Source organism: uncultured Senegalimassilia sp. (genome assembly GCF_934636665.1).
In the GTDB taxonomy this organism is placed as follows: Bacteria; Actinomycetota; Coriobacteriia; order Coriobacteriales; family Eggerthellaceae; genus Senegalimassilia.
The window spans coordinates 1-24163 of the sequence record NZ_CAKUAT010000020.1 but is presented as its reverse complement, the minus strand read 5'-3'; the positions used below and the strand labels follow the sequence as shown (position 1 = coordinate 24163).

17 protein-coding genes are annotated in these 24163 nt (G+C 63.7%); 9 read left to right on the top strand and 8 right to left on the bottom strand.

The window, feature by feature from the left end:
* Positions 1-492 precede the first annotated feature (492 nt).
* Both Q0G75_RS08215 and Q0G75_RS08210 read left to right on the top strand, forming a co-directional pair.
* Complete coding sequence (locus Q0G75_RS08215; RefSeq protein WP_294416487.1) at positions 493-1674, top strand: cysteine desulfurase family protein; 1182 nt, start codon at positions 493-495, stop codon at positions 1672-1674.
* A gap of 4 nt (positions 1675-1678) precedes the next feature.
* Complete coding sequence (locus Q0G75_RS08210; RefSeq protein ID WP_294416485.1) at positions 1679-2710, top strand: class I SAM-dependent methyltransferase; 1032 nt, start codon at positions 1679-1681, stop codon at positions 2708-2710.
* Positions 2711-2769: 59 nt separating this feature from the next.
* Here Q0G75_RS08210 and Q0G75_RS08205 read toward each other — a convergent pair whose 3' ends face one another.
* From Q0G75_RS08205 to Q0G75_RS08190, 4 genes are all read right to left on the bottom strand, one after another.
* Complete coding sequence (locus Q0G75_RS08205; protein WP_294416484.1) at positions 2770-5001, bottom strand: ABC transporter permease; 2232 nt, start codon at positions 4999-5001, stop codon at positions 2770-2772.
* Positions 5002-5013: 12 nt separating this feature from the next.
* Positions 5014-5883, bottom strand: coding sequence for an ABC transporter ATP-binding protein (locus Q0G75_RS08200; RefSeq protein ID WP_294416482.1), 870 nt, complete (start codon positions 5881-5883; stop codon positions 5014-5016).
* Positions 5884-5968: 85 nt separating this feature from the next.
* Complete coding sequence (locus tag Q0G75_RS08195) at positions 5969-7159, bottom strand: sensor histidine kinase (protein WP_294416479.1); 1191 nt, start codon at positions 7157-7159, stop codon at positions 5969-5971.
* Positions 7156-7830, bottom strand: coding sequence for a response regulator transcription factor (locus tag Q0G75_RS08190; RefSeq protein ID WP_294416477.1), 675 nt, complete (start codon positions 7828-7830; stop codon positions 7156-7158). The genes Q0G75_RS08195 and Q0G75_RS08190 overlap by 4 nt, the downstream gene beginning before the upstream one ends.
* Before the next feature lie 248 nt (positions 7831-8078).
* On the opposite strand from Q0G75_RS08190, the gene thrH reads away from it, so the two are divergent.
* From thrH to Q0G75_RS08170, 4 genes are all read left to right on the top strand, one after another.
* Positions 8079-8684 (top strand): bifunctional phosphoserine phosphatase/homoserine phosphotransferase ThrH, encoded by a 606-nt coding sequence (gene thrH, locus Q0G75_RS08185; protein ID WP_281624902.1) that lies wholly within the window; start codon positions 8079-8081, stop codon positions 8682-8684.
* A 276-nt stretch (positions 8685-8960) separates the two neighbouring features.
* Positions 8961-10841, top strand: coding sequence for an NAD(P)-binding protein (locus Q0G75_RS08180; protein ID WP_294416474.1), 1881 nt, complete (start codon positions 8961-8963; stop codon positions 10839-10841).
* Positions 10834-13545 (top strand): formate dehydrogenase subunit alpha, encoded by a 2712-nt coding sequence (gene fdhF / locus Q0G75_RS08175; protein WP_294416472.1) that lies wholly within the window; start codon positions 10834-10836, stop codon positions 13543-13545. The genes Q0G75_RS08180 and fdhF overlap by 8 nt, the downstream gene beginning before the upstream one ends.
* A 277-nt stretch (positions 13546-13822) precedes the next feature.
* Positions 13823-14899: an asparaginase gene (locus Q0G75_RS08170; protein ID WP_294416470.1), complete on the top strand. Its 1077-nt coding sequence runs from the start codon at positions 13823-13825 to the stop codon at positions 14897-14899.
* 475 nt (positions 14900-15374) lie between these two features.
* On the opposite strand, the gene Q0G75_RS08165 is transcribed toward Q0G75_RS08170, so the two are convergent.
* The 3 genes from Q0G75_RS08165 to Q0G75_RS08155 all read right to left on the bottom strand — a co-directional run bounded on the left by Q0G75_RS08165 (position 15375) and on the right by Q0G75_RS08155 (position 19580).
* Positions 15375-16883 (bottom strand): amino acid permease, encoded by a 1509-nt coding sequence (locus Q0G75_RS08165; protein WP_294416468.1) that lies wholly within the window; start codon positions 16881-16883, stop codon positions 15375-15377.
* 273 nt (positions 16884-17156) lie between these two features.
* Positions 17157-18338: a MalY/PatB family protein gene (locus Q0G75_RS08160; protein WP_294416466.1), complete on the bottom strand. Its 1182-nt coding sequence runs from the start codon at positions 18336-18338 to the stop codon at positions 17157-17159.
* Positions 18339-18368: 30 nt separating this feature from the next.
* A complete protein-coding gene (locus Q0G75_RS08155; protein ID WP_294416464.1) occupies positions 18369-19580 on the bottom strand; it encodes a PLP-dependent aspartate aminotransferase family protein in 1212 nt (403 codons plus the stop codon).
* A 617-nt stretch (positions 19581-20197) separates the two neighbouring features.
* On the opposite strand from Q0G75_RS08155, the gene Q0G75_RS08150 reads away from it, so the two are divergent.
* Entirely contained in the window at positions 20198-21577 is a 1380-nt protein-coding gene (locus Q0G75_RS08150) for an MFS transporter (RefSeq protein WP_294417054.1), read from the top strand.
* Between the two features lie 340 nt (positions 21578-21917).
* On the opposite strand, the gene Q0G75_RS08145 is transcribed toward Q0G75_RS08150, so the two are convergent.
* Positions 21918-22970 (bottom strand): AraC family transcriptional regulator, encoded by a 1053-nt coding sequence (locus Q0G75_RS08145; RefSeq protein WP_294417053.1) that lies wholly within the window; start codon positions 22968-22970, stop codon positions 21918-21920.
* A 94-nt stretch (positions 22971-23064) separates the two neighbouring features.
* Between Q0G75_RS08145 and Q0G75_RS08140 the strand changes: the two genes are divergently transcribed.
* Positions 23065-23838 (top strand): energy-coupling factor transporter transmembrane component T, encoded by a 774-nt coding sequence (locus Q0G75_RS08140; RefSeq protein ID WP_294417051.1) that lies wholly within the window; start codon positions 23065-23067, stop codon positions 23836-23838.
* The coding region (locus Q0G75_RS09400; RefSeq protein ID WP_365911011.1) for an ATP-binding cassette domain-containing protein at positions 23838-24163 on the top strand (326 nt) is incomplete at its 3' end. The genes Q0G75_RS08140 and Q0G75_RS09400, both read left to right, overlap by 1 nt.

The window sequence follows — 24163 nt, the reverse complement described above, 5'->3', positions numbered from 1 at the left end:
ATGCGCAAATCAACTTGTGTGGGTCTCTTCGTGAGCGCTATTGCGTGAATGCCGGGGCGTACGGACCGATTGCCGTGCAAGCCGCCTCGGCTTTGTCTCGCTATGTTCGGTGCGCGCGAAGCTAGGGACTGGACATGTGGCGGCTATGGACGGGAGTAGAGTCGAGCGCGGGGGATGATTGTACGGTAGGCATGGAAACCGCAAGAGGCTCCTCGGGCGTTGGGGGACTCTCGACATTCGCGTTAGTTGCATGTTGTCGGCGTATACATGAAGGGTTTGCGGACCGCGCAGCGGCAGTTTTATGCAAATACCCCACGGATTCGGCGTCAGATGATGCAGAGCGCTAATCAATTGCAGTTCAAAATTGCCTTGTGACCTGGTGTTATCCGCTTATCGAGAAATCAGTTCCCAAGTGATGTTGGTTTAGTGCCATTTAAACGGCCACGTTAGAATTAAAGAAAAGGACGAAACAAAGCAACGATGGGAACGCCCGTGGACAAGCCGCTTACATATCTGGACAACGCCGCAACGACGCCTCCTTATCCGGAAGTGCTTGCGCGCATGCACGAGGTCATGATGGACGGCTGGGGCAATCCTTCGTCGCCGCATGTGGTAGGGCGTCGCGCAAAGGAGATGCTTGAGGACAGTCGTGCGATCATCGCAGATGTCCTGGGTGTGGATGCGGAGGAGATCTATTTCACTTCCGGGTCGACGGAATCGAACAATCTGGCCATACGCGGGGCATGCCTGGCTCAGCGCGAGAACCCGGGTAAGATCATCACCTCCACGTTGGAGCATTCCTCGGTGACTCGCACCGTTCGCGGCATGCGTCGCGACCTTGATTGGGATTGCCGTTACGTCGATGCGCCGGATGGCTGCTTTGACATGGAGCAGCTGGCCGAGCAGTTGCAGGACGGTCCTACGTCGCTCGTCTCGGTAATGCGCGTGCAAAACGAAACGGGTTGGATCTTCCCTATTCCTGAAATCGCGCAGTTGCGTGACGAGCTGGCGCCGGGCGTGCCGCTGCATTGCGATGCCACGCAGGCGTTTTGCAAGATGCCGGTCAACCCGCGCGAATGGGGCGTGCAGCTGCTCACGGCGGGTGCGCACAAGATCGGCGGGCCGCGCGGCATCGGCATCCTGTACGTGCAGCGTGGGCTCCCCATGCACACCACTGCGTTCGGCGGCAACCAGGAGCGCGGTTTGCGTTCGGGCACTGAGCCGGTATTTCTTGCCGTGGGTATGGCGGAAGCCGTGCGTATCACGGCGGCGCATATGGAAACGGACATGGAATACGCGGCAAGCCTTCGCGAGCGCGCCATCGAGGGCTTGAAGCGCGAGATCCCCGATGTGGTGGTGCATGCGCCGGAAGGCGGAAGCCCCTACATTCTGAGCATCAGCGTGCCGGGTTTGCCCAACGCCGTGTCGGTGAAGTATCTGTCCGGTCGCCGCGTGTGCGTGTCGCGCGCCTCGGCGTGCGAGGAAAATCACACCACCGTCGCGCCGGGCACGTGGCGTTCGAAGCATCCGCTGTCGCTGCAGGCGGCGGGCATCCCGCTTCGCGAGGGCAAGGAAACGCTGCGCGTGAGCTTCTTCCATCGCAACACGCCGGAAGACGTCGACCGCTTTGTTGCCGTGCTGGCGCAGTGCGCGCAAGAGATGCGCGAGTCGTAAGAACATGGAACTGCGTGAGGACCCTAACGGCGGACAAGTGTGTACAGCTGCAAGCGATGGCGCAGCTTGTGCGGTTGGTGCAGCTGAAGACCTTGCGGCGGACGGTGATGCGGCAAGGGGCGCCGAAGAGGCGCTGGCGCTGCGGCTGTGCGCGCTGACCGGGGAGTTCTATCGAGCGAACGTGGAATCGTTCTCGCAAACGCGGCAGTCGCCATGGCGGGGCTGGGTGCGCTTGCTCGAGGTCATGGACGCGGCAGGCGGGCGAACGGGTTGCGAACCTGGGGCTTTGCATGCTGCGGATGGGGCGGTTGAAGGCTCTGTCCGTCGCGATACGCGTGCTGCCGACGACGAGGGTTGCGGAAAGTCATGTGCTGTTACCGATGTTGGCGCAAGCGGGCAGGAACCGCTGCGTGTGCTCGACCTGGCTTGCGGCAATCTGCGTTTCGAGCGGTACTTGGCGGACGTCTTGCCTTGCAAGATGCTGTCGGGTTATGCGGTGGACAATTGCGATCCGCTGGTGGAAGCCGGGGAACGAAATGGATCCGATGCATTGTCCCGAATGAGCTTCCAGAATCTTGACGCGATCGAGCGGCTTTCCGCCGGTTGCCTTCGGGAGGCGCTTGAGGCGCCGGATGCGTCGTGCGATTTGGCGGTGTCGTTCGGGTTCATGCATCATGTGCCGTTGGAGCGCTGGCGTGTGGAGCTGTTGCGCGCGCTTGTCGCGAAGGTGCGCCCGGGCGGGTTCGTGGTGGTGAGCTTCTGGCGATTCCTCAATAGCGACAAGCTGGCGCGCAAGGCGCAGGAGACTACGAGCCGTGCGCGTGCTGAGCTGGGGATTCCCGAGCTGCCCGGCAACGATTATCTGCTGGGTTGGCAGGACACGCAGGGGCTGTACCGCTATTGCCACCATTTCGACGAGCCGGAAATCGAGCGGCTGTTGGCGGCGGTGGCGGATTCGGCGGAGCTTGTAAGCCGTTTCGAGGCAGACGGCAAGACGGGCAACTTGAACGAATACGTGGTTTTGCGCGTAAAGTAAAGGGCGGCAGCCATGCGAATCGTTCGCAGGCAACCGCCCTTTTTCGTATCTATACTCGGCTATGCAAGCAGCTTCTTACCTGCGCCGGAGATCACTGCTGATCGTGCGACCAGGTACGTCGACACCAGATAGATCGCGTACACCGCGATCACTAGCGCGATACCGACGGCAAGCGTGCCGGTGACTGCCGAAGCGCCCCAGAGCGACAGCAGGTTCTTGTACAGAAGGCTGATCGCGCATGCGGAATGGCAGCCTGCAACCAGGAGCGGAGCCACGAAATAGATGCCGATCTGCGTGCGCAGGCTTCGCAGCACCATGCTCCTGTCGCATCCCAGCTGAGCTAGCAGGCGATAGCGAGGGATACCATCCGCTATCTCGGAGAGTTGCTGGACGGAAAGAACGGCTGCGGTGGTCATGAGGAAGATAAATCCAACGTAAAGCGCCAGGTAGACCAACAGGAGTTTAAGCCCCATGCTATCGGCGATAATGCCCTCGCTTGTGTCGTAGTAAGACACCGGCCATGCGTCGGAATCGTAGGTCCAGCCCATCTCGGCAAGATCTTCGCTCGGGGGAACGGCCTTGCCATATTCGGCCATCAGGTCTTTCATGGCCTGCTCTTGCGAATCGCTTGCCAGGTTGATGTTCAACTCGCTCAAATAAGGCAGGTCGCCGGCGGCGAACCTTTCGGCCGCCAATTCGTCGGGAACGACCAGTACGGCGATCAGGCAGCTCATGTTGCTTACCTGGAGCGATTGCGAAACAACCTGTCCGGATGCGGTCAGCTCGTGGCCGTCGACGGTGATGGTGCGCCCTTTCTGGCCAAGGGCCTTCGCGTAGTCGGACGATTTATCGACCGTGTTGTCGACCAGGTACTCGTTGGAAGCAAGCTCGATCGGCTTTTCGCCTGTAAGCTGGCGCGCGGCATTGAACTGCGACAATGGTACGTACTGCACACCCTCATCGGCCATGCTGGAGTTCTCGTCGGAGCCGATCTGTTCAAGCGTGAGGCCGCAGCTGTCGACAAGTTGCTTGTTCGTCAAGTCGGTCGCAAGCCACGTGTCCACCTGGGCCGAGCCTGTCACGCGCACGTCCCAATCGGGGATGAGCGACTTGAGGTACGCCTCGGTGGAGCCGCCGTTCGCCTGCAGCAGGCTGTGAATCTCGTTGCGTTGGGCTTCGGCCTCTTGGATTGCGGCTGCTTTCGCATCTTCCCCGCCATATTGGTCTGCCGGTACCGCTTCCATGTCGGAGATGTCGAGCGACATCAGGCTCGCGCGGATGGATGCGTCGAACTGAGTGTTCTCTTCCAGTTGGTCGGAGAACAGCGACGCCAGGCTAAAGCCGTTGGAAAACACGACGATGCTAAAGAATAGAAGAATGGTAACCGCCCACAGCGACACGAATGCGGTATTCACCTTCGCTGCGATTTGGCGCATGGTGAACATGGCCAGTCCCTTGAAGTAGACGCCGCGCAGACGCTGGATCAGCAGGATGAAGAACCCCGACGCCGACCAGAACAGGCCCAGCGTGCCGACGAGCATCAGCGCGGTTGCGGTGCGGAAGTGCTCGCCGAAGTACACGAGGCCGTCAAGGTTGAGCTCGGCATACGCCTTCGCCAGGATCAGGCACGACAGCACGAAGACAACGAGGCAGACGATGGGGTTGCGCACAGGCATGCGCTCGTTGCGGGAGTTGGCCGAAAGCAGCGTGGCAAGCTTGCAGCGCGAAATCTGCACGGCGTTGAACAGGGCGACCACAACGAAGATGAGCGCGAAGCACCCCAGCGTCAGCTCGGCGGAGCGGGCGCTGAACAGCAGATGATAGTCGCTGATAGCCACGCCGATGAGGCCAGCCGTGGCGAAGGCGATCGCTTGCGAGATCAAAAAGCCCAGCCCAAGGCCCGCCAGCAGTGCGATCACGCCGACGATCAGCGTTTCCATCAGCACCACCGAAGAGACTTGGCGCGGGCTCATGCCCAGCAGCAGGTACGTGCCGAACTCCTTTTTGCGCGCTCGAACAACGAACCGGTTGGCGTACAGGACCAAAAAGCCCAAAACCACGGCGACGACGACGCTGAAATAGGTCATGACCTGCGCGAGGATGTCGAAAATGCTCGCGCCTGACGCTAGGAACACGTTCGCGGCGCCTTCCTGGGCCTCGAACAGCACACGGGAGTCCTCGATAGCGTTGAAGGCGTAGAACACCGCCACGCCCAAAGTGAGGGTAACGAAATACACAGCGTAGTCGCGCATGCTGCGGCGCACGTTGCGCAAGGCAAGTTTCATCAACATGATGGCCACCGCCTAGTTGCGCGGCTTGGCAGCGTGCGAGGGCGCGAATCCGACCGCGGGGGAGTCGCCCTGCTTGCCGGAAAGGAACGCCTGAACCTCGAGGATGCGCTGGTAGAAATCGGTTCGGGCGTCATCGCCGCGGCGCAGCTCGTTGAAAAGCTTGCCGTCTTTGATGAACAGGATGCGGTCGGCGTAGGAGGCCGCGACCGCATCGTGCGTGACCATCATGATGGTGGCGTGCAGCTTTGCGTTCAATACCTCGAGGGTTTCAAGGAGGACGGCGGCGTTGCGCGAATCGAGCGCGCCGGTGGGCTCATCGGCAAGGACCAGCTTCGGGTCGGCGACGATGGCGCGTGCCGCGGCGACGCGCTGGCGCTGGCCGCCCGACATCTGGCGCGGGTATTTCTGCAGGACGTCCGTTACGCCCAGCATGTTCGCGGTGCTGTCGACCTTCGCGCGGACGGCATCGGCCTTCTCGCCCTTGATGGTAAGGGCCAGGGCGATGTTCTCGAAACCGGTCAGGGTGTCCAACAGGTTCGCGTCCTGGAAGATGAAGCCCAGGTCATCGCGGCGGAACTTGGAGAGCTGACGGCTGCGCAGCTGCGTGATGTCGAGCCCGTTTAGGATGATGTTTCCGCTGGTCACGGTGTCGATGGTGGAGATGCAGTTCAGAAGCGTGCTCTTGCCCGAGCCCGATGGGCCCATCACGCCGACGAACTCGCCTTTGCAGATATCGAACGATACGTCGTCGAGCGCGCGCGTGACGGCTTCGCGCGAGCCATACACCTTCCGAACGTCGCGCACGGAAAGCAGGACGTTGCGGCTGTCGGGCCGGCCCGCGTTCGCGATGCCTGCCGATGGGGTTGCGGTAACTATGGTCATGGGGGATTCCTTTCTCTTTGATTCGGTATATCCCCATGATGCGGCGCTTGCGAAAACGGAGCCATCGAAGGGCCTTACCGCAATCTTACGATGTTGTAAGGTTCGCGGCAAAATCCATGCGCGTGCGGTCGAGCGGGAAGGTTAGCGCGACGGTGGTGCCCGTGCCCTCTTCTGAGGAAATACGCAGGCCAAGGCCCATTCTTGCGCAGGCAACGGCTGCCAGGTGCAGCCCCATGCCCGTTGCCTTGTGGTGCGTGCGGCCCCGACTTCCCGTGAAGCCGCGGTCGAACACGCGCGGCACATCGGCGGCGGGGATGCCGTCGCCGTCGTCGCCGATTGCCAGCTCGATGCAGCCGTCTTTCGTGCCCGCGTCCTTCACCGTGCTTTCGAATCGAATGGTCTTCGCGCCGTACTTCGCCGAGTTCTCCAGAACCTGGCCGATGATGAAGTCGGTCCATTTCGCGTCGGTGAGCACTTCGAGCGCCTCGTCGATGGCGAACTCGAGCGAGACCCCTGCGCCAATGAGCGTGCGGGACCGTTGGCGGCATGCCTTGCGCGCGATGGCCGCAAGGTTGAGCTTCTCGATGGAGAAGTCCTCGCTTAAGGTTGCCGAGCGCGCGTAGTAAAGCGCCTGTTCAACGCGGGATTCGATGCGGTCGAGGTCGCCGCGCACCTTGTTGATTTCGGGGCCGTGAAGGTTCGATAGCGCTAACTGCGCCGATGCGATGGGCGTTTTGGCCTCGTGGACCCATAGCTCGATGTAGTTGCGATACTCCTTCATGTCGCGGGAACGGGCGGCAAGCTCGTCGGAGGCGGCTTTGCCCTGCACGGCGAGCGCGCGGTAGGCGATGGAGCCTTCGAGCGTGCGCGGTTCGTCCAGGATCGACGAGAGGTAGCGCGCGTTTTCTGGCGAGTCGCAGAACAGGTCCAGCTGCTGGTAGAACTCTCGATCGCGCAAAAAGCCGGCTGCAAGCGCGGCGCTGGCGAACAGGGCTTCGCAGAGGGAAACGAGCGCGATCGCCGAAGCGTTCGAGCCGGTGACGGCCATGATGCCTGCAACGACGGCTATCAGGGCGATTGCGCCGATCGCGAACCCGGCGTGCGATCGGAGGTACGCGCCGAAGGAGTAGGCGCGTTCCGGGCGGTCGGCGCGGCCGTCGGCGGTGGGTTGCGCGGGCGCGCCGTGTGGTGGCTCGATGGGCGAGTTGGGCTCCGGGCCGCCCCCCGAGCCGGATGCCGCATCCGGCGTGCGGTTTCCCCGAATCGCGGCGCTCATCGGATCACGTAGCCCAGGCCGCGGCGGGTGGTGATGAAGTCGTCGGGCACGCCTGCGGACTGCAAGCTGCGGCGCAGGCGGTTCACGTTCACTGTGAGCGTGTTGTCATCGACGAACGCGTCGGTTTGCCACAGCTCGTCCATCAGCTCGCTGCGCGAGATGATGGAGCCCGCGTTCTCCATGAGGATACGCAGGATTAGAAGCTCGTTGCGCGACAGCTCGACGCTTTTGCCGCGATACGAGACCTCGGCCCGCACGGGGTCCAGAGAAACGCCGCCGTGCTCAAGCAGCCCCCGCGCCGGGTCGGCGGAGCCGCTGCGCGCGAGCGCGCGGTCGATGCGGGCGAGCAGCGCGGCGGGGCGATAGGGCTTGACCACGTAGTCGTCTGCGCCGACGTTCATGCTCATAACCTCGTCGAACTCGCTATCGGAGGAGGTCAGGACGATGATGGGGACGTTGCTTCCTTGACGGATGGAGCGGCAGATCTCGTGGCCGTACGCGCCGGGGAGCGAAAGGTCGAGCAGGATGCAATCGGGGCATGCCGCCAAAGCCTCGCCCGCGGCGTTCGCGAACGACTCGCAGCAAAGGCATTCGTGCCCCTTAAGTTTGAGCATGCGCACAAGATTCTCCCGCAAGGAGGCATCGTCCTCGACAATGAACAACCGCGCCATCGATCCCCTTTCGCTTCGAGTAGATGAGCCGATGATAACGCAACGCCGCGGGTTGCCGGCGTTTCGTCATAAGCCTGACGCTTTGGGGACGTAGCGTTATCTGTCAGGGACTCGATTGCCTCATCGGGTGCCGTTTCCCCTTCCGCTCGCGGCATTGACCGGAACGTGGTCGGGGGCGCCGGTGGGTTAGCCTATGCTTATGCGCATAAGAGGCTTGCGAGAGCAACGACGGCGTGAAAGGAACCCTCATGGGAATGAATATCGTATGTCTGGACCTGGAAGGCGTGCTGGCACCGGAGATCTGGGTCGCGTTCGCGGAGAAGGCCGGCATCCCCGACCTCATGCGCACCACGCGCGATGAGCCTGACTACGACAAGCTCATGCAGTTCCGCCTGGACGTGCTGCGCCGTCACGGCATGGGCTTGCCGCAGATCCAGGAAGTCATTGCCGACATCCAGCCCGTTCCCGGTGCCAAGGAGTTCCTGGACGACCTGCGCGCGCAGACCCAGGTGATCATCATCAGCGACACGTTCGAGCAGTTCGCCCAGCCTATCATGGAGAAGCTCGGTTGGCCGACCATCTTCTGCAATACGCTGGAAGTTGCCGACGACGGCACCATCACCGGCTATCGCATGCGCTGCGACCAGACGAAGCTGACCACGGTCCGCGCGCTGCATTCCTGCGGCTTCGAGACCATCGCCTCGGGCGACAGCTACAACGACCTGGGCATGATCAAGGCGTCGAAGGCTGGCTTTTTGTTCCGCAGCACCGTCACCATCAAGGCCGAGCATCCGGAGATTCCCGCGTACGAGACCTTTGAGGACCTGTCTCGCGCCATCAAGGCTGCGCTGTAAGGCGGGGTTTGCGCGGAAGGGGCGCGGGCTCGTGTCCGTTTGAGGGCCGTCGCCCGGAACGTTCGCCTTGACGGCTTGCGTTTCGGCGGCGGCTTTTTCGCTTTTCGGCGTGTGTTTCTTCGGAGGGTTAACGAAACGGAAACCTGAACCTTCGCCTTATGCCATAGGATACTGCGCAAGTATCAAAACACTAGGAGTACGATGGGGGCGGCTTATACCATTGCCGTCCCCATGCAAGCGTTGCAAGCCTGCATAAGCAGGCGAAACGGGGGAGAAATGACGAGATTGTCCATTGCGCCCGCTTCGGCGGACGATGCCCGCATCGGCGGGTTCCTGGACCGGCAGAAGCGTCGCGTCGACGCCATGCCGCCGGGCATGTGCCCTCTGGCGCAGCAGCTGACGCTGCTCGAGGAGGGCGCGCTGCAAACGTGCGGCAAATGCGTGCCGTGCCGCGACGGCCTGCCCCAGTTGGCGGGCATGCTGCGCGATCTGGTGGATTGCAAGGCAGACGCCGCCGAGGTCGAGCGCATGCGCGCGCTGGCCGAGATGGTGCGCGACACGTCCGATTGCGCCATCGGCTACGAGTCGGCGAACGCCCTGCTGGAGGGTCTGGACGCCTTCGCCGCCGAGGTCGAAAGCCATGTGAGCAAGCACGAATGCCAGCGCAGCGTGGGCCAGTCGGTGCCGTGCGAGACGTTCTGCCCGGCGCACGTGAACGTGCCCGCCTACATCGCGCTGGTGGCGCAGGGCGATTATGCCGGCGCCGTGCAGATGATCCGCAAGGACAACCCGTTCCCCACCGCGTGCGGCCTGGTATGCGAGCACCCGTGCGAGCAGCGGTGCCGCCGCACGCTCATCGACGCGCCGCTCAACATCCGCGGCATCAAGGAGTTCGCCTGCGAGCACGCGCGCGCCGACCAGGTGCCCGTGCCGCAGCGCCTTCCCGAAACCGGCCGCCGCGTGGCGGTCGTGGGCGGCGGCCCGTCCGGTTTGACCTGCGCGTACTTCGCCGCCTTGATGGGCCACGACGTTGACGTGTTCGAGGAACGCAAGCAGCTGGGCGGCATGATCCGTTACGGCATCCCCGCGTACCGCTTCCCGCGCGAGCGCTTGGACGAGGACATCCGCGGCATCCTGGCCGTGGGCGGTATCACCGTGCATACCGAAAGCCCCGTGGACGCCGCGCGCATGGCGCAGCTTTCCGCGGATTACGATGCCGTGTACGTGGCCATCGGCGCGCAAACGGGCAAGGGCCTGCGCATCGACGGCACGGATGCCGAAGGCGTGTTTTCGGCCGTTGACCTGCTCGGACGCATCGGCGACGGCGATTATCCCGACTTCACGGGCAAGAAGGTGGCCGTCATCGGCGGCGGCAACGTCGCCATGGACTGCTGCCGCACGGCGGTGCGCGCCGGCGCCGAGGAGGTGTCGGTGGTGTATCGCCGCCGCATCTCGGACATGACGGCGCTGCCGGCCGAGATCGAGTCGGCCATCGCCGAGGGCGTGGAGATGATCACGCTGCAGGCGCCGGCCGCCATCGAGAAGGACGAACAGGGCCGCTGCTGTGCGCTGCTGACGAATCCGCAGATGATCGGCCCGGTCAAGCGCGGTCGCCCCGCGCCCGTGGCCGCCGACAAGCCGCAGATGCGCATCCCCGCCGACATCATCTTGATCGCCGTGGGCCAGAACATCGTGTCCGCGCCGTTCGAGAAGTTCGGCATGGCGGCCGAATGGGGCGAGTTCAAGGCCGACGAGCAGCTGCACGCGCAGATGAACGCCGAGGCGATTGCCGCCCGCGGCGCCGACGCCTCCGCGGGCGCGAACGTGTTCGTGGGCGGCGACTGCCAAACCGGCCCGGCGTCGGCCATCAAGGCCATCGCCGCCGGCAAGGTGGCCGCGCGTAACATCGATCATATGCTGGGCTTCAACCACACGCTCGACTGCGGCGTGGCGGTTCCGCCGGCCCAGCCCAACGACCGCGCGGCGTACGGCCGCGTGGAGGTGCTCGAGCGCCCCGCGCGCGAGCGCAAGAACGATTTCGATGCCGTCGAGGTTCCCATGAGCACGGAGGAGGCCATGCAAGAATGCGGCCGCTGCCTGCGCTGCGACCACTTCGGCGCCGGCGCCTGCGAAGGGGGGCGTATCCAGTATGCTTAACATCACCATCGACGGCCGCGCGCTCGAGGCGCGCGAGGGCCAGACCGTTTTGGAAGTCGCCCGCGAGGCCGGCATCCACATCCCCACGCTGTGCTACCTGGCTGAGCGCAGCGCCATCGGATCGTGCCGCGTGTGCGTGGTCGACGTCGAGGGGCAGGACGCCCCCGTGCCCGCGTGCACCACGCGCGTGGTCGACGGCATGCAGGTGCAGACGGCCACCGAGCGCGTGCTGAAGTATCGCCGCATGGCCGTTGACCTGCTGATCTCCAACCACGGCCTCGATTCGACCGACTACTGCTTCAGCTGCGTGAAGAACGGCGCCTGCGAGCTGCAGGCCGTGGCGCGCGAGGTGGGCGTTTCGCACCCCACCTTCCCCGTTGCGCAAACGCGCAAGCCGGTGTTGGATTCCAACCCGTTTTTGCGCTTCGACCCCAACCTGTGCATCGCCTGCCAGCGCTGCGTGGGCGCGTGCAACAACGCGGCCGGCAATCATGTGCTGCAAACCGGCAAGCGCGGCGTGCGCACCACCATCTGCGCGCCGTTCGGGCCGGACTGGGACGCCACCATCTGCGAGAGCTGCGGCAACTGCGCGCAGGCGTGCCCGACGGGCGCCCTGGTGGAGAAGCGCCGCGGGCTGTACCGCGAATGGGACACCCATACCGTGCGCACCACCTGCCCGCATTGCGGCGTTGGCTGCCAGCTCGACTTGGTAGTGAAGGGCGATCAGATCGTGGACGTGCAGGCCGCCGACGGCCCGTCCAACGACGGCCTGCTGTGCGTGAAGGGCCGTTCCGGCAGCTTCGACTTCGTGAACTCCCCCGACCGCATCACCACGCCGTTGGTGAAAAACCCCGAGACCGGCGAGTTCGAGCCGGCCGATTGGGATACGGCGCTTGACCTGGTGGCGCGTAAGTTCGCCGAGCTCAAGGAGGAGCACGGCGGCGAGAGCATCGCGGCGTTCGCGTGTTCGCGTTCCACCAACGAGGATATCTATCTCTTCCAGAAGATGGCGAGGTGCGCATTCGACAGCCCCAATGTCGATAACTGCGCACGTGTTTGACACGCCCCTACCGTTGCCGGTCTGGCAACTACACTTGGTTCGGGCGCAATGACGAACTCTATCAAGGATGTGTGCGAGGATTCGCAGGTCATCCTGCTGGTGGGCAGCAATCCGGAAGAGGCGCACCCGGTCATGGGCATGCGCCTGCGACAGGCGGTCGAGCGTGGCGCGAAGCTGATCGTGGTGGACCCGCGCGAGATCGGGCTGGCGAAGAAGGCCGATATCCACCTGAAGCTGCGTCCCGGCACGAACGTGGCGTTCGCGAACGGCATGGTGAACGTGCTGATACAGAAGGGTCTGGTGGACCGCGAGTTCGTGGAAAGCCGCACCGAGGGCTTCGACGAACTTGCCGCCATGGTGGCCGACTACACCCCCGAGCGCGTGGCCGAGATCTGCGGCATCGATGCGCGCGACCTGGAGGCGGCCGCCGAGATGTACGCGACGGCCGAGCGCGCCCCCATCGTCTACTGCCTGGGCGTGGTGGAGCACTCCACGGGCACCGAGGGCGTTATGGCGCTGTCGAACCTGGCGCTGGCCGCGGGCAAGCTGGGCCGTCCCGGCTGCGGCATCAACCCGCTGCGTGGCCAGAACAACGTGCAGGGCGCGTGCGACATGGGTGCCGGCCCGGCGGACTTCACGGGCTATCAGAAGGTGGCCAACCCCGAGATGCGCGCGAAGTTCGAGGCCGCTTGGGGCGTCGAACTGAACCAGGCGGCGGGCCTGAAGGCCACCGAGTGCTTCCCCGCTATGATCGACGGGCGCATCCGCGGCCTGTTCCTGTTCGGCGAGGACCCGGTGCGCACCGACCCGGACACGGGCCACGTCATCCGCGCGCTGGAGTCGCTGGACTTCTTCGTGTGCGAGGAGCTGTTCATGACGGAGACGGCGAAGTACGCCGACGTCATCCTGCCCGGCCGCAGCTATGCGGAGAAGGAGGGCACGTTCACCAACACCGAGCGCCGCGTGCAGCGCGTGCGCAAGGCGGTGGACGGCCCGGCGGGCGCGCGCCTGGACACCGAGGTGTTCGCCGAGATCATGCGCCGCATGGGGTATGACCAGCCGACGCTCACGGGCGCGCAGCTCATGGACGAGGTGGCAAGCCTGACGCCGTCGTACGCGGGCATCAGCCATGCGCGTCTGGACTCCGCCGCCGTGGCGGGCCAGGGCCTGCAGTGGCCGTGCACGGGTCCGGATCATCCGGGCACGCGCATCATGCACGAGGGGAAGTTCTCGCGCGGTTTGGGCGGATACTCGCTGGCGCAGTATCGTCCGTCGGCCGAGCAGCCTGATGAGGAGTTCCCGCTCATCATGATGACGGGCCGCGTGCTGGCGCAGTACAACGCGCAGGCCATGACGGGCCGCACCGAGGGGCTCAACCAGATCGACGGCGCGTCGTTCATCGAGATCAACGACGCGGATGCCGCCGCGGCGGGCATCGCCGACGGCGACCGCGTGCGCGTGAGCAGCCGCCGCGGCGTCATCGAGAGCCAGGCGCGCGTGTCGGGCAAGACCAACCCCGGCGAGGTGTGGATGCCGTTCCACTTCCAGGACGGCAACGCCAACTGGCTGACCAACGCCGCGCTCGACAATATCTCGGCCACGCCGGAGTACAAGGTGTGCGCCGTAAGGGTTGAGAAGGCGTAAGGGATAGAGCAAGAGGCGGGGCGTGGGATCCGTCTCGCGAGCAAGGGGCGCTGGCTGCGATTGCGGCCAGCGCCCCTTTTTGCATCCGCGGGGGCGTGGGGTGCGGCCGCGAAGGGTGCGTGTGTGGGCGTGTTGCGGTGCGAGCGTTGACGTCAGCCATTTAAGGGATTTGCGAGGTCGAGGGCTTGCTTGCGGGCGTATCGGGTTACAGTAGCGGAATCGGAGTTTGCTTAACGGAGCTGCTCGGGCAGCGGGCCGTTCGGGGGAAGGGGCGCATATGAAGAAGGTTTTGGTGATCGCGACGGGTGGGACCATCGCTTCGGCCGAGGAAGGAAGCGGGCTTGCGCCGGCGTTGACCGGTGAGCAGCTGGTGGCGTTCGTTCCCGAGGTTGCACAGGTGTGCCGTGTCGAGGTGTCGCAGGTCATGAACGTGGATAGCACGAACATGCGCCCGCAAGGGTGGCTGGCCATTGCGGGCGAGGTGCGCCGTCGGTATGACGATTTCGACGGGTTCGCGGTCCTTCACGGCACGGATACGCTGGCGTATACGGCGGCAGGGCTGTCGTATCTGGTGCAGGGCGGCCCGAAGCCCGTGGTGTTGACCGGCTCGCAGCTGCCCATGGGCGATCCCGGTACCGATGGCAAGCGCAACTTGCTTGATGCCGTGCGTGTGGCCTGCGATGATGCCGCCGCAGGCGTGATGGTGACGTTCGGCGGCAAGGTGATCTCGGGCACGGCGGCGCGCAAGGTGCGCACCCGCAGCTTCGAGGCTTTCGACAGCTTGAACGTCCCCGACCTGGGGTACGTGCGCGACGGGCGGGTCGAGTGGGCGGATGGCGTTTGTGGCCGGATGAGCACGGTGCCGATTGCAGCGGCAGGCAACTCTGACGACGCAAACGAGGGGTGCGCATGCGCACTCGCTGAATCGCAGCTTGCCGGCTCGGCGGGCGTGCGCTTCTACGACGCGCTTAACTCACGGGTTGCGGTGCTCAAAATCACGCCGGGAATGGACGCGCTGGTCATCGATGCGCTGCGCCCCGCGTGCGACGCGCTGGTGGTGGAGGCCTTCGGGCTGGGCGGCATCCCGGAGTACGATGGCATCACCGAGACGCTGCTTGCATGGGTGGACGCCGGGAAAACGCTGGTCATGACTACGCAGTGCCCGTACGAGGGCGCCGACCTGAGCGTGTACGAGGTGGGCCGCGCGTTCTGCGACCGCCCGGGCGTGCTCATGGGCGGCAGCGCCACCACCGAGGCCCTGTTGGCGAAGACTATGTGGGCGCTCGCGCAAGCGGCTGACCCCGACGGTGTCGTGGACCGCGAGAAGCTGGCGGATTTGTTCGCCAGCTGCTAAAGGCGGCGATAATCGCGGCGTCGTAGAACGGCCCGTCGGCCTGCATGGGCAGGCCGACGGGCCGTTGTCGATTTCGGGGCGTTTTGCGGGACGCGCTGCCAGGCATCATCCCGCACTTTTGCTGCCTGGCATTTCGCGCTATTTGTCGAAAAGTGCAGTTTTAGATGATTCCTATCTTCAAAAAAATGCAGTTTATAGTGATTCCTATTTGCGGAAAAGTGCAGAATTCACCTGATGCTATTTCCCGATTCGTGCATTAGCGCTGGTAAAGCCGTTGGTAAGCGATAGCTTTATTGCGGGTGCGATGAGGTGCTTGGCGGTGCGAAGGTTACGCTGCAAAGCGTCTTGCGTATGCGCGGGCGGCCGACCCCGACGGCGTCGTGGACCGCGAGCAGCTGGCGAAATCGTTCGCCAGCTGCTAAAGGCTGCGAAGGTGCTGACCGCCCGGCACTTTCGCGCCTATTCCTTCGCCGCCCTATCCCAGCAGGTTGGGCAGCAGGTAGAGCAGGGCCACCAGCGCGCAGCCGATGGCGGCCGCGGCGATCCAGATGTGGAACTCGCGATCCATCTTGGCGCGCTCGGTGGGCGTGGGCTCGCTGGTGTCTTGCACGGCGTTCACGTCGATGGAGCGTGCGCCGTACTTCTTCGCGCACACGGCGTAGATGACCAGGCCCACCACGCAGTAGATCACGCCGGTGACCAGGGCGTCCGTGTCAAGTTGCGTCATCATGACCAGGTAGATGACGATGCTGATCACCGCGCCGGGCACCATGCCGCGCACCTTGAACGGGCGCTTCAGATCGGGCAGCTTGCGGCGCAGGCCCAGGCACGCCACCATGCCGATGACGTAGTAGAACAGGTCGGCGAACAGCGACAGCGACGCGATGTAGTCCAGCGTGCTGGTGGCCACCAGCACCACCGTGAGCACGCCGAGCGTGATGACGGCCACGTAAGGCGTGCGGTACTTCGGGTGCAGCTTGGCGAATACGGCGGGCAGGCTGCCGTCGCGGGCCATGGTGAACAGATAGCGCGGCGGCACCGCGATGGAAGCGTTCAAGGTGGAGAAGTCGCCGCCGAACGCCACGCCCAGCGCCAGCAGCGCAAGCGGCAGGCCCAGGATGCCGGCGCTCATCATGGCCTCGGCGTAGGGCGCGGAGGATTCGGCCACGGCGGCAAGCCCGTCGGCGGGCACGATGCCCACGAGGAACCACTGGAACAGGGCGTTCACCACGAAGATGATGAACGGCGAGAGCATCATGGCGCGGGGGATGTTGATCTGCGGGTGGCGGATCTCCTCGCCCATGGCGCAGCATGTCTCGAAGCCGGCGAAGCACCACCAGATCATGGCCACGGCGGCGATGAATCCGCCGGTGCCAAGGTCGCCCATGAAGTCGGGCGCGGTCACGAAGTTCGGCAGCTGCACGTTGGGGATCATGGTGAGGAACCAGATGGCGGCAACGCCCCAGAAGAAGAACATGAAGCCGTTCTGCAGCTTGCCCGTCAGCTCCACGCCGCGCACGTTGGCGATGATGAACGCGACCAGCGCGATGATGGCGATGACCACGTCGTCGACGGGAAGCTCGATGCCGAACGCCAGGAAGATGGTCTTGAAGTAGTAGCTGAACGCCAGCGCCTCGCCGCCGGTGACGGCGATGAGCGACATGATGAAGTTCCATCCGGCCAGAAAGCCCGCGGGGCGGCCCAGGCCCAGCGACGCGTACTGGTACGTGCCGCCGGCGAAGGGCAGCGCCGCGCCCATCTCGCCGTACATGAGCGCCGGGTAGATGCTGATGAGCGCCGCGAGCGCCGTGGCCAGGACCACGAACGGCCCCATCTCGCCGACGACGTTGCCGCCGGTGGTGAACAGGCCGACGCCGATGACGGTGCCGGCGGTGATGGTGATGGCCTCGCGCAGGCCGAGCGTGCGCTTGAGGCCGACGGCGGGCGCTTGCTGCGCGCCGCCTTCGTTCGGTTGGTTGCCCATGGGCGTTCCTTTCAGCGCGCCGACCGCGCTGGCGGGCCGGCGTGCTGTCGCATGCCCGATACCCATCGGGCATGCGACAGCAGTGCGGATACGATGAGAACCACTTTAGCACTCTACCGTACTAAAGCAATAGGGATTTTAGATGGCGGAAGGTCGGGAGCGGAGGGACTGCGAAAGGTGCGAACGGGGGCGAGCTTTGCCCCGTTCGCGCCTTTTTTCGCTTTCCGTCCCCGCCGCTTGCTCCGGCGTCTGCCGTTGTTGCGGCTCGCGCGGCTATTTCGCCAGCTTGGCCACCGCCTGCTCCAGGCGATCGCAGGCTTGCTCGACCAGGGCCTTGGGGCTTGCCAGGTTCATGCGCACGAACCCGCTGCCCTCGGGGCCGAACATGGTTCCCAGGTCAAGCCACAGCTTCGCGTCCTGCTCCACCAGGCGCTTGATGCCGGCATCGTCCAGGCCCAGGCCCCTGCAATCCAGCCACGGCAGGTACGTGCTCTCGAGCGGCACCAGGCTCACGCCCGGCATGCGGTCGACGGCCGCCTGCAGCACCGCGTAGTTCCCGTCGAGCACCTTCTTGAGCTCGTCGAGCCATTCTTCCCCGCGCTCGTAGCACGCCTGAGTGGCAGTGATGCCGAGCACGCTCGGCTCGTCGTAGCCCGTGCGGTTGCGGGCGCGTTTGAACGCCGCGCGCAGGTCGGGGTCGGGGATGAAGATGTTGGACAGCTGCAATCCGGCCAGGTTGAACGTTTTGCTGGGCGCCGTGCACACCACGGCGTGGCGCGCGTAGCGCTCGCCGAGCGAGGCGTACGGCACATGCTTGAAGCCGGGGCGCGCGAAGTCGGCGTGAATCTCGTCGGCGACAACGGTGACGCCGTGGCGCAGGCAGATGTCGCCGATGCGTTGCAGCTCGTCGGCGGTCCAAGCGCGGCCGACGGGGTTGTGCGGGTTGCACAGGATGAACAGCTTCGCGCCCGTCTTTTCCAGCTGGCGCTCGAAGCCCTCGTAGTCCATGGTGTAGCGGCCGTTCTCGTAGGGCAGCGGGCTCGTGGCCATTTTGCGGCCGTTGTCCTGGATCATCAGGCGGAAGGGGTAGTACACGGGCGGCTGGATGATCACGTGGTCGCCCGGCTGCGTGAATGCGTTGATGGCAACCGCCAGGGCGAACACCACGCCCGGCGTCATGACGAGCCACTCGCGTTCGGGGCGCCAGCCATGGCGGCGCTCGAACCAGCTTTGCACCGCCTCGCAATACCCGTCCGTGGCCATGGTGTAGCCGAACACGCCGTGCTGCACGCGCTCGGTGAGCGCTTCGATGGCGGCAGGCGCCGTTTTGAAGTCCATGTCGGCCACCCAAAGCGGCAGGTCGTCGGGGGCGTGGCCGCGGCGGCTCCACGCGTCCCATTTCAGGCACCCGGTGCCGCGGCGGTCGATGATGGTCTCGAAATCGTACTTCGTCATTTCCTTCTCCGTTCCGCTTCTCGCCCTGCGCTACGCAAGCGCCTGGTCAAGGTCGGCCAGCAGGTCCTCCGCGTCCTCGATGCCCACCGACAGGCGCAGCAGGCGGTCGTCGATGCCGAGCTTGTCCAGCATGGGCGCGGGGATGGCGCCGTGGGTTTGCACGAGCGGGTAGGTGATCAGGCTTTCCGTGCCGCCCAGGCTTTCGGCGAACAGGATGAGCCTTGTGCGCTCAAGCGTGTCGAGCGCGCGTTGATGCGTGTCGGTCTTGAACGATATCATGGCGCCGAAGCCCGTGGTCTGGCGCTTCGACAGCGCGTAGTCGGGATGGTCGGGGTCGCCCACGTAGAACACGTCCGTGACGTGCGGGTTCGCCTTCAGCGCCTCGCAGATGAGCTTGGCGTTGGCCTCCTGCTGGCGCAGGCGCACGCCTAGCGTCTTCAGGCTGCGCAGCATCAGCCAGCTGTCGAAGGGGCTGAGCTGGTTGCCCTCGCTCATGGTGGCGTTGAACAGCGGCTCGAGCAGGTTGTTGTCGCGCAGCACCAGGAAGCCTGACAGCACGTCGTTGTGGCCGCACAGGTATTTCGTCCCGCTGTACACCACCACGTCGGCGCCCAGCTCGAACGGCTTCTGGAAGTACATGGTAAGGAAGGTGTTGTCCACGGCCAGCACCGCGCCGCGGCTGTGCGTCAGGTCGGCGAGCGCCTGGATGTCGGCCACCTTCATGGTGGGGTTGGTGGGCGTTTCCAGGAACACCAGCCGGGTGTTGGGCGTGAACGCCGCCTCGGCGGCATCGAGATCGGTCAGGTCGACGTAGTCGAATTCCAACCCGTATTGCGTGTAAATGTTGCTGAACAGGCGATAGGTGCCGCCGTACAGGTCGTCGCTCACCAGCACGCGGTCGCCGGAGCGCAGCAGCCTCAGCAGCGTGGTGATGGCCGCCATGCCGCTGGAGAACGCCATGCATTTCTTCCCGCCCTCCAAAAGCGCGATGGTGTTCTCAAGCTCCAGGCGCGTGGGGTTGCCGCAGCGCGAATAGCAGTAACCGGTCGATTCGCCCCAGGCGGGGTGCGCGAACGTGGCCGACTGGTACAGCGGGTAGCTGATGGACCCGGTGCGCGCGTCGATGCCCTCGTATCCGCGCACGGCAATGGAGTCGGCGTGCCAATCGGCGTGTTTTGCCTGGTCGATGCCGAGCAGGCCGTCGATCTCCTGTGCCATGGCCTCGAAGCTGGAGTCGTTCATGAAGCGGCGTCCCTTCCTTCGCTTATCTGATGGCAATAAGCCATACTATATTTCTAGGGTTTATTTCCAGGTGGATAGTTTATCGGAGATTACGGCGTTGTGCGCGTGAAACCAGATAGCCCAGATATCCGAATTTCCGAACGATGGTTATCGGGGGAAAGGTGGTGGGCGGCGCGCCTGGCTGCGGCGGGCGCGGCGTTCCTATTCTCGTTGAGGAAGGAAGGGCGAAGAAGGCGTGGCGTGCCCGGCCTGCTCCTCGGGGGCCGAGATCCCTTTCCATCGAGGTCGGGAAAGCGAAACGCGATCCGCCCGGGTTTGCGCTCCCCTCTCCATCGGCCCCACTGTGTGACGGGTTTGTGTCTTATCCCTCAGGTTCGCCGGCGGAAAATCTAAGCTCAAAGCGAAGTAGTATGATTTGGCGCCGTAGAACGATAGGTGTTACGAAACAGGTTCCTTGCCGATGCTCGAAGCGATCCTTCGGCCATCGGCAAGGGGCCCGCAACCAAGAACGATGAATCCGCTCGTCGGCTGCACGCTAACCGCATTGTTGTTAGCCGTGCATGCCCTCGTGCGGATTTTTTTGTTCCCGGTTGCAGGGAGAAGCAGAAGGGAAAACCATGTCGCAAGCAGACGAAACCGCGTCGGGCGGGCAGGCGGGCGAAGGCGTCGACCGCGCCGCGCATCTCATGCACCGCATGGACGCCACGCAACCGATAGCTACGTTCAAGAAGGTGATGGCGCTGACCTCGGCCGGCGTGTTCGTGGACGCCATGGACGTCTACCTGGCAGGCGGCGTGAAGAGCACGCTGGCCGAAACCGGGTTCGCCACCAACGAGCAGACCGCCGCGTTTCTGTCGGCAGGCTTTCTGGGCCTGTTCATCGGCTCGCTGATCGCCGGTCTTATCGGCGACAAGCTCGGGCGTCGCAAGGCGTTCCAGTTCAACCTGCTGCTGTTCGGCTTCGCCACCATCTTGGGCGCGCTTTCCCCGAACATGACGTTCATGATAGCCATGCGCTTCTTCGTGGGCTTGGGCTTGGGCTCGGAGCTGGTGACCAGCTTCAGCATGATCAACGAGTTCGCGCCCGTCGCGCGCCGCGGCCGCTGGTGCGCCATCGGCTCGACCATCGCCAACTGCGGCTCGCCCATCGGCATGTTCCTATGCCTGTTCTTCATCACCATTTGGAGCCCGCTTGGGCAGGAGTCGTGGCGTTTGGTGTTCGCGGTCATCGGCGTGGCGGCCATCATCGTGTGCATCGCGCGTCAGGCGATGCCCGAAAGCCCGCGCTGGCTTATCCAGCACGGCCGCTTCGACGAGGCGGAGGGCATCATCTCCCGCATCGAGCGCGAGATGGAAGAAGCCGGTGTTTCGCCCGCTGAGCAGGTGGTATTCGAGAAGAGCGCCATGGACTCCGATGCGCATCTGGCGCGCAACCTGTTCCTGGGCATCGTGGTGGTCATCGGCACGTCGCTGACGCAGTACACCTACACCACGTTCGGCCCGTCCATCCTGAAGAACATCGGCCTGGCCACGCAGACCTCGCTGCTGTCCACCACCATCACCATGCTCGCGGCGCCGCTTGGGGCGCTCATCGGTGCGCTGCTCATCGAGAAGCTCGGTCGTCGCGCCGAGGTTTCCGGGGCGTTCATCTGGGTGGCGGTGTTCGCGTTCGCCTATGCCATGGCGCTCAATGCCGGTTCGACGGCGCTCATCACCGTGCTGGGCTTTTTGATGACCATCGGCTTCTACGTGCTGAACGCGTCGGTGATCAGCGTGTACGTGGGCGAGCTGTTCTCCACCAAGTACCGCTTCCGCGGCGCGGGCATCTCGCAGGGCGCCGGCAAGGCCGTCAACGTGGTCATGCCGTTCGCCGTCACGTGGATCTTGGCGAACCTGCAGCCCAACGTCATCTACTTCGGCATCGTGGCCATCGCGCTGGTAGCGGCCGCCGTCACGTTGGCGATCGGCCCCGAGACGAAGTCGCGCCGTTTGGGTTAGCGAATCGGCGAGCCGGCGGGCTGCTGCCGCGCGTGCGTGCGGCGCGGTTGGCCTGCCGGCGTGCTGGCGGTTGCGTATTCCAACCACTCGTTTAACAAATCCAACCAGTAATTTTACATACCCGAAATTACTCGACGAGGTAGCAGAAGAACTTGTCGAAGCAAGAAGGCTGGTTTCCTAAGTCCTTTGTTGGTTGATGGTCCTTCTAACGGGGAGCGTCCTGTTTTGAACTGCCTCCTATTTCTCATCTCCTTGGACATGAGAAATAGGAGGCAGTTCATTCATCCTCAGAGCGCTCCTTATCTTTTGTTTGGGGAGTGGACATCGCTCGATGCTGTTCCTATTCGATTCGTAGTCTTTTGCGATAGGCACGTGGCGTCGTGCCGTAGGCACGCTTGAACGCGTCAGCGAACGCTCCCTGGTTGCGGTAGCCCGCGCTTTTAGCGATTTCGCTGATTTTGCGGCTTTCATCAAGGAGAAGACGTCGTCCGTGCTCCAGGCGCCGTGCGCGGATGTAGCTTTGCGGGGTGTCCCCCTGCACATTGCGAAACGCCGATATCATCTTCCCCTCGCTTACATGGGCGATGTCGCACAACGTTTTCGTGCTGAGATCGGATGATAAGTTGTCGTCGATGTAGGAGCAGAGGCACTCGACGCAGTCCCTGTCGCTTATGTTCGCGGCATCGGCTGACGTGACCCTTTCGGGAATGCTGCTTGCCAGCAACGCGAAGCATTCAATCACCTTGGCGTGATAATACGAATCGGCGACCGATGCGGCGGGGTAGGTGATGTCGAGCCCTCGAAGCGCCGAGGGCAAGCCGGGCACGCCCTCCGACGTGGTGAGCCGTCCGATGGCGCGGTGCAGTTTCTTCTCATCGCAGTGCAAGGCATCCGCATAGCGGTGTATCGCTTCAGGGGCTATGGTGATCGACGCCGATGACAGCCGCTTGTCGGGCTCGAACGAGCTTATGTAGGGGCCGCCATCCCAGTCATGTCCCATGAGCATGCAGTTGGATGCGGCGCACTCGGGCGAGCAATACATGGGCATCGCATGTTCATAGAGGCCGAATCCCAGATAGGGAACAGTTTCCATAGCCGATTCCACGGCGCGTCTGTACGTGATGTCCATTGACACGACGATGGTGTCATCGTCCATGAGATAGAACCAGTAGGAGCCCCTGCCGTATTGGGGGTCGACGAACCATGTCTCGCCGACGCTTCGCACCAGGTCGGCCCGTCCGAATCCGCGCGCGAGCGCTTCCTTCGCGCATACGGTGTGCAGCTGCGAAAGCTGTGTGACGAACATGTCGTAAAGCGGGTTTCCCTGTCCTGCGGCGTAGCTTCCGTTTGATTTTTCGGCAGAACTTGAATTCTTTTCGGCGTAGTTTTCCATCTTCCCGTTCCGTCTTTCGCATTGCCTTATCGAGCTGTATTTTACCGTAAAGAGTTATATATGGCTAACTGGTAGGAAGAAGGACGATAATCGCATGGCTCTTTCGATGGGCGCGCCTTTGCCCTTGAACGCGGTAGCGCAGACGCAGCCTTCGACGTCTGCCAACGCTGCACCGCGCCATCTTGACCCGCGTACGTCGCTTGCGGTTCTGGCGGCGATCAACGTGCAGATGGCGCTTGCGCAAAGCCTGTTCGCCGAGATGGGCGTTTTGGCGCTTACCGTTGTCGTGATGGCGTATTGCCGTCGCTTCTCCGCAATCGTGCGCTGGCTTGCCTTCTATGCGCTGTTCGCCGTGACGGCGCAGCTGTTCGTGGCGAGCGGGAACACCCTGCTTTCGCCCTTTGCGGCGTCGCTTCTCATGTACCGCCATGTTTTGCCCGCCTTCATGTTCGCTTTCAACATGATCGCAACCACGCGTCTCGGCGAGCTCGCTTGCGCACTGCAGGCGATGCGCGTTCCCGCGAACGTGTCGGTTGGCGTGTGCGTGGCGTTTCGTTTCCTTCCCACCATGGGACGCGAATTCTCCGCTGTCGCCGATGCTATGAAGACGCGCGGTATCGCGCTCACGCCGAGGTCGGTCGTGCGCCATCCTGCGAAGACCGCCGAACATTTCCTTGTGCCCGTGATCGCGCGTTTGGGCCAGATCGCCGACGAACTGGGGAACGCGGTCGTTGTTCGCGGCGAGGGGGCGAGTGCGCACCGCACCTCGTATTACCGCTTAAGGGTGCGCGCTATCGATGTTGCATGTCTCATCGCTGCGATGGTGCTCCTTGCGCTTTCCGTTTGCTTTAGAGCGGGGGTGCTCTGATGATGGAAAATGCCGCCGCGGCGAAGGCTTCGCCCTATGCTATCGAGCTCGATGGATGCACGTTTTGCTACAAAGGCGCTTCCCGTTCATCGCTTCGTGACGTTTCGCTGAAGATCCCTCGCGGTCAATGCGTTGTTGTGACCGGGCAGTCAGGATGTGGCAAGACAACGCTTACGCGCCTCGTTAATGCGCTTATTCCTCTTATGTACGAAGGGGACCTTCAAGGTGAGGTGCTTGTTGCGGGAAAACCCGTTTCCGCATGGACGATGGGCGAGCTTTCCGCGCATGTCGGGTCGGTGTTCCAGGACCCGCGTAGCCAGTTCGT

What these genes read in the sequence shown, in the direction of transcription:
- Q0G75_RS08210 (WP_294416485.1), top strand. Translation starts at nt 1,679, where the DNA reads ATGGAACTGCGTGAGGACCCTAACGGCGGACAAGTGTGTACAGCTGCA.
- Q0G75_RS08205 (WP_294416484.1), bottom strand. Translation starts at nt 5,001, where the DNA reads ATGTTGATGAAACTTGCCTTGCGCAACGTGCGCCGCAGCATGCGCGAC.
- Q0G75_RS08200 (WP_294416482.1), bottom strand. Translation starts at nt 5,883, where the DNA reads ATGACCATAGTTACCGCAACCCCATCGGCAGGCATCGCGAACGCGGGC.
- Q0G75_RS08195 (WP_294416479.1), bottom strand. Translation starts at nt 7,159, where the DNA reads ATGAGCGCCGCGATTCGGGGAAACCGCACGCCGGATGCGGCATCCGGC.
- Q0G75_RS08190 (WP_294416477.1), bottom strand. Translation starts at nt 7,830, where the DNA reads ATGGCGCGGTTGTTCATTGTCGAGGACGATGCCTCCTTGCGGGAGAAT.
- thrH (WP_281624902.1), top strand. Translation starts at nt 8,079, where the DNA reads ATGGGAATGAATATCGTATGTCTGGACCTGGAAGGCGTGCTGGCACCG.
- Q0G75_RS08180 (WP_294416474.1), top strand. Translation starts at nt 8,961, where the DNA reads ATGACGAGATTGTCCATTGCGCCCGCTTCGGCGGACGATGCCCGCATC.
- Q0G75_RS08170 (WP_294416470.1), top strand. Translation starts at nt 13,823, where the DNA reads ATGAAGAAGGTTTTGGTGATCGCGACGGGTGGGACCATCGCTTCGGCC.
- Q0G75_RS08165 (WP_294416468.1), bottom strand. Translation starts at nt 16,883, where the DNA reads ATGGGCAACCAACCGAACGAAGGCGGCGCGCAGCAAGCGCCCGCCGTC.
- Q0G75_RS08160 (WP_294416466.1), bottom strand. Translation starts at nt 18,338, where the DNA reads ATGACGAAGTACGATTTCGAGACCATCATCGACCGCCGCGGCACCGGG.
- Q0G75_RS08155 (WP_294416464.1), bottom strand. Translation starts at nt 19,580, where the DNA reads ATGAACGACTCCAGCTTCGAGGCCATGGCACAGGAGATCGACGGCCTG.
- Q0G75_RS08150 (WP_294417054.1), top strand. Translation starts at nt 20,198, where the DNA reads ATGTCGCAAGCAGACGAAACCGCGTCGGGCGGGCAGGCGGGCGAAGGC.
- Q0G75_RS08145 (WP_294417053.1), bottom strand. Translation starts at nt 22,970, where the DNA reads ATGGAAAACTACGCCGAAAAGAATTCAAGTTCTGCCGAAAAATCAAAC.
- Q0G75_RS08140 (WP_294417051.1), top strand. Translation starts at nt 23,065, where the DNA reads ATGGCTCTTTCGATGGGCGCGCCTTTGCCCTTGAACGCGGTAGCGCAG.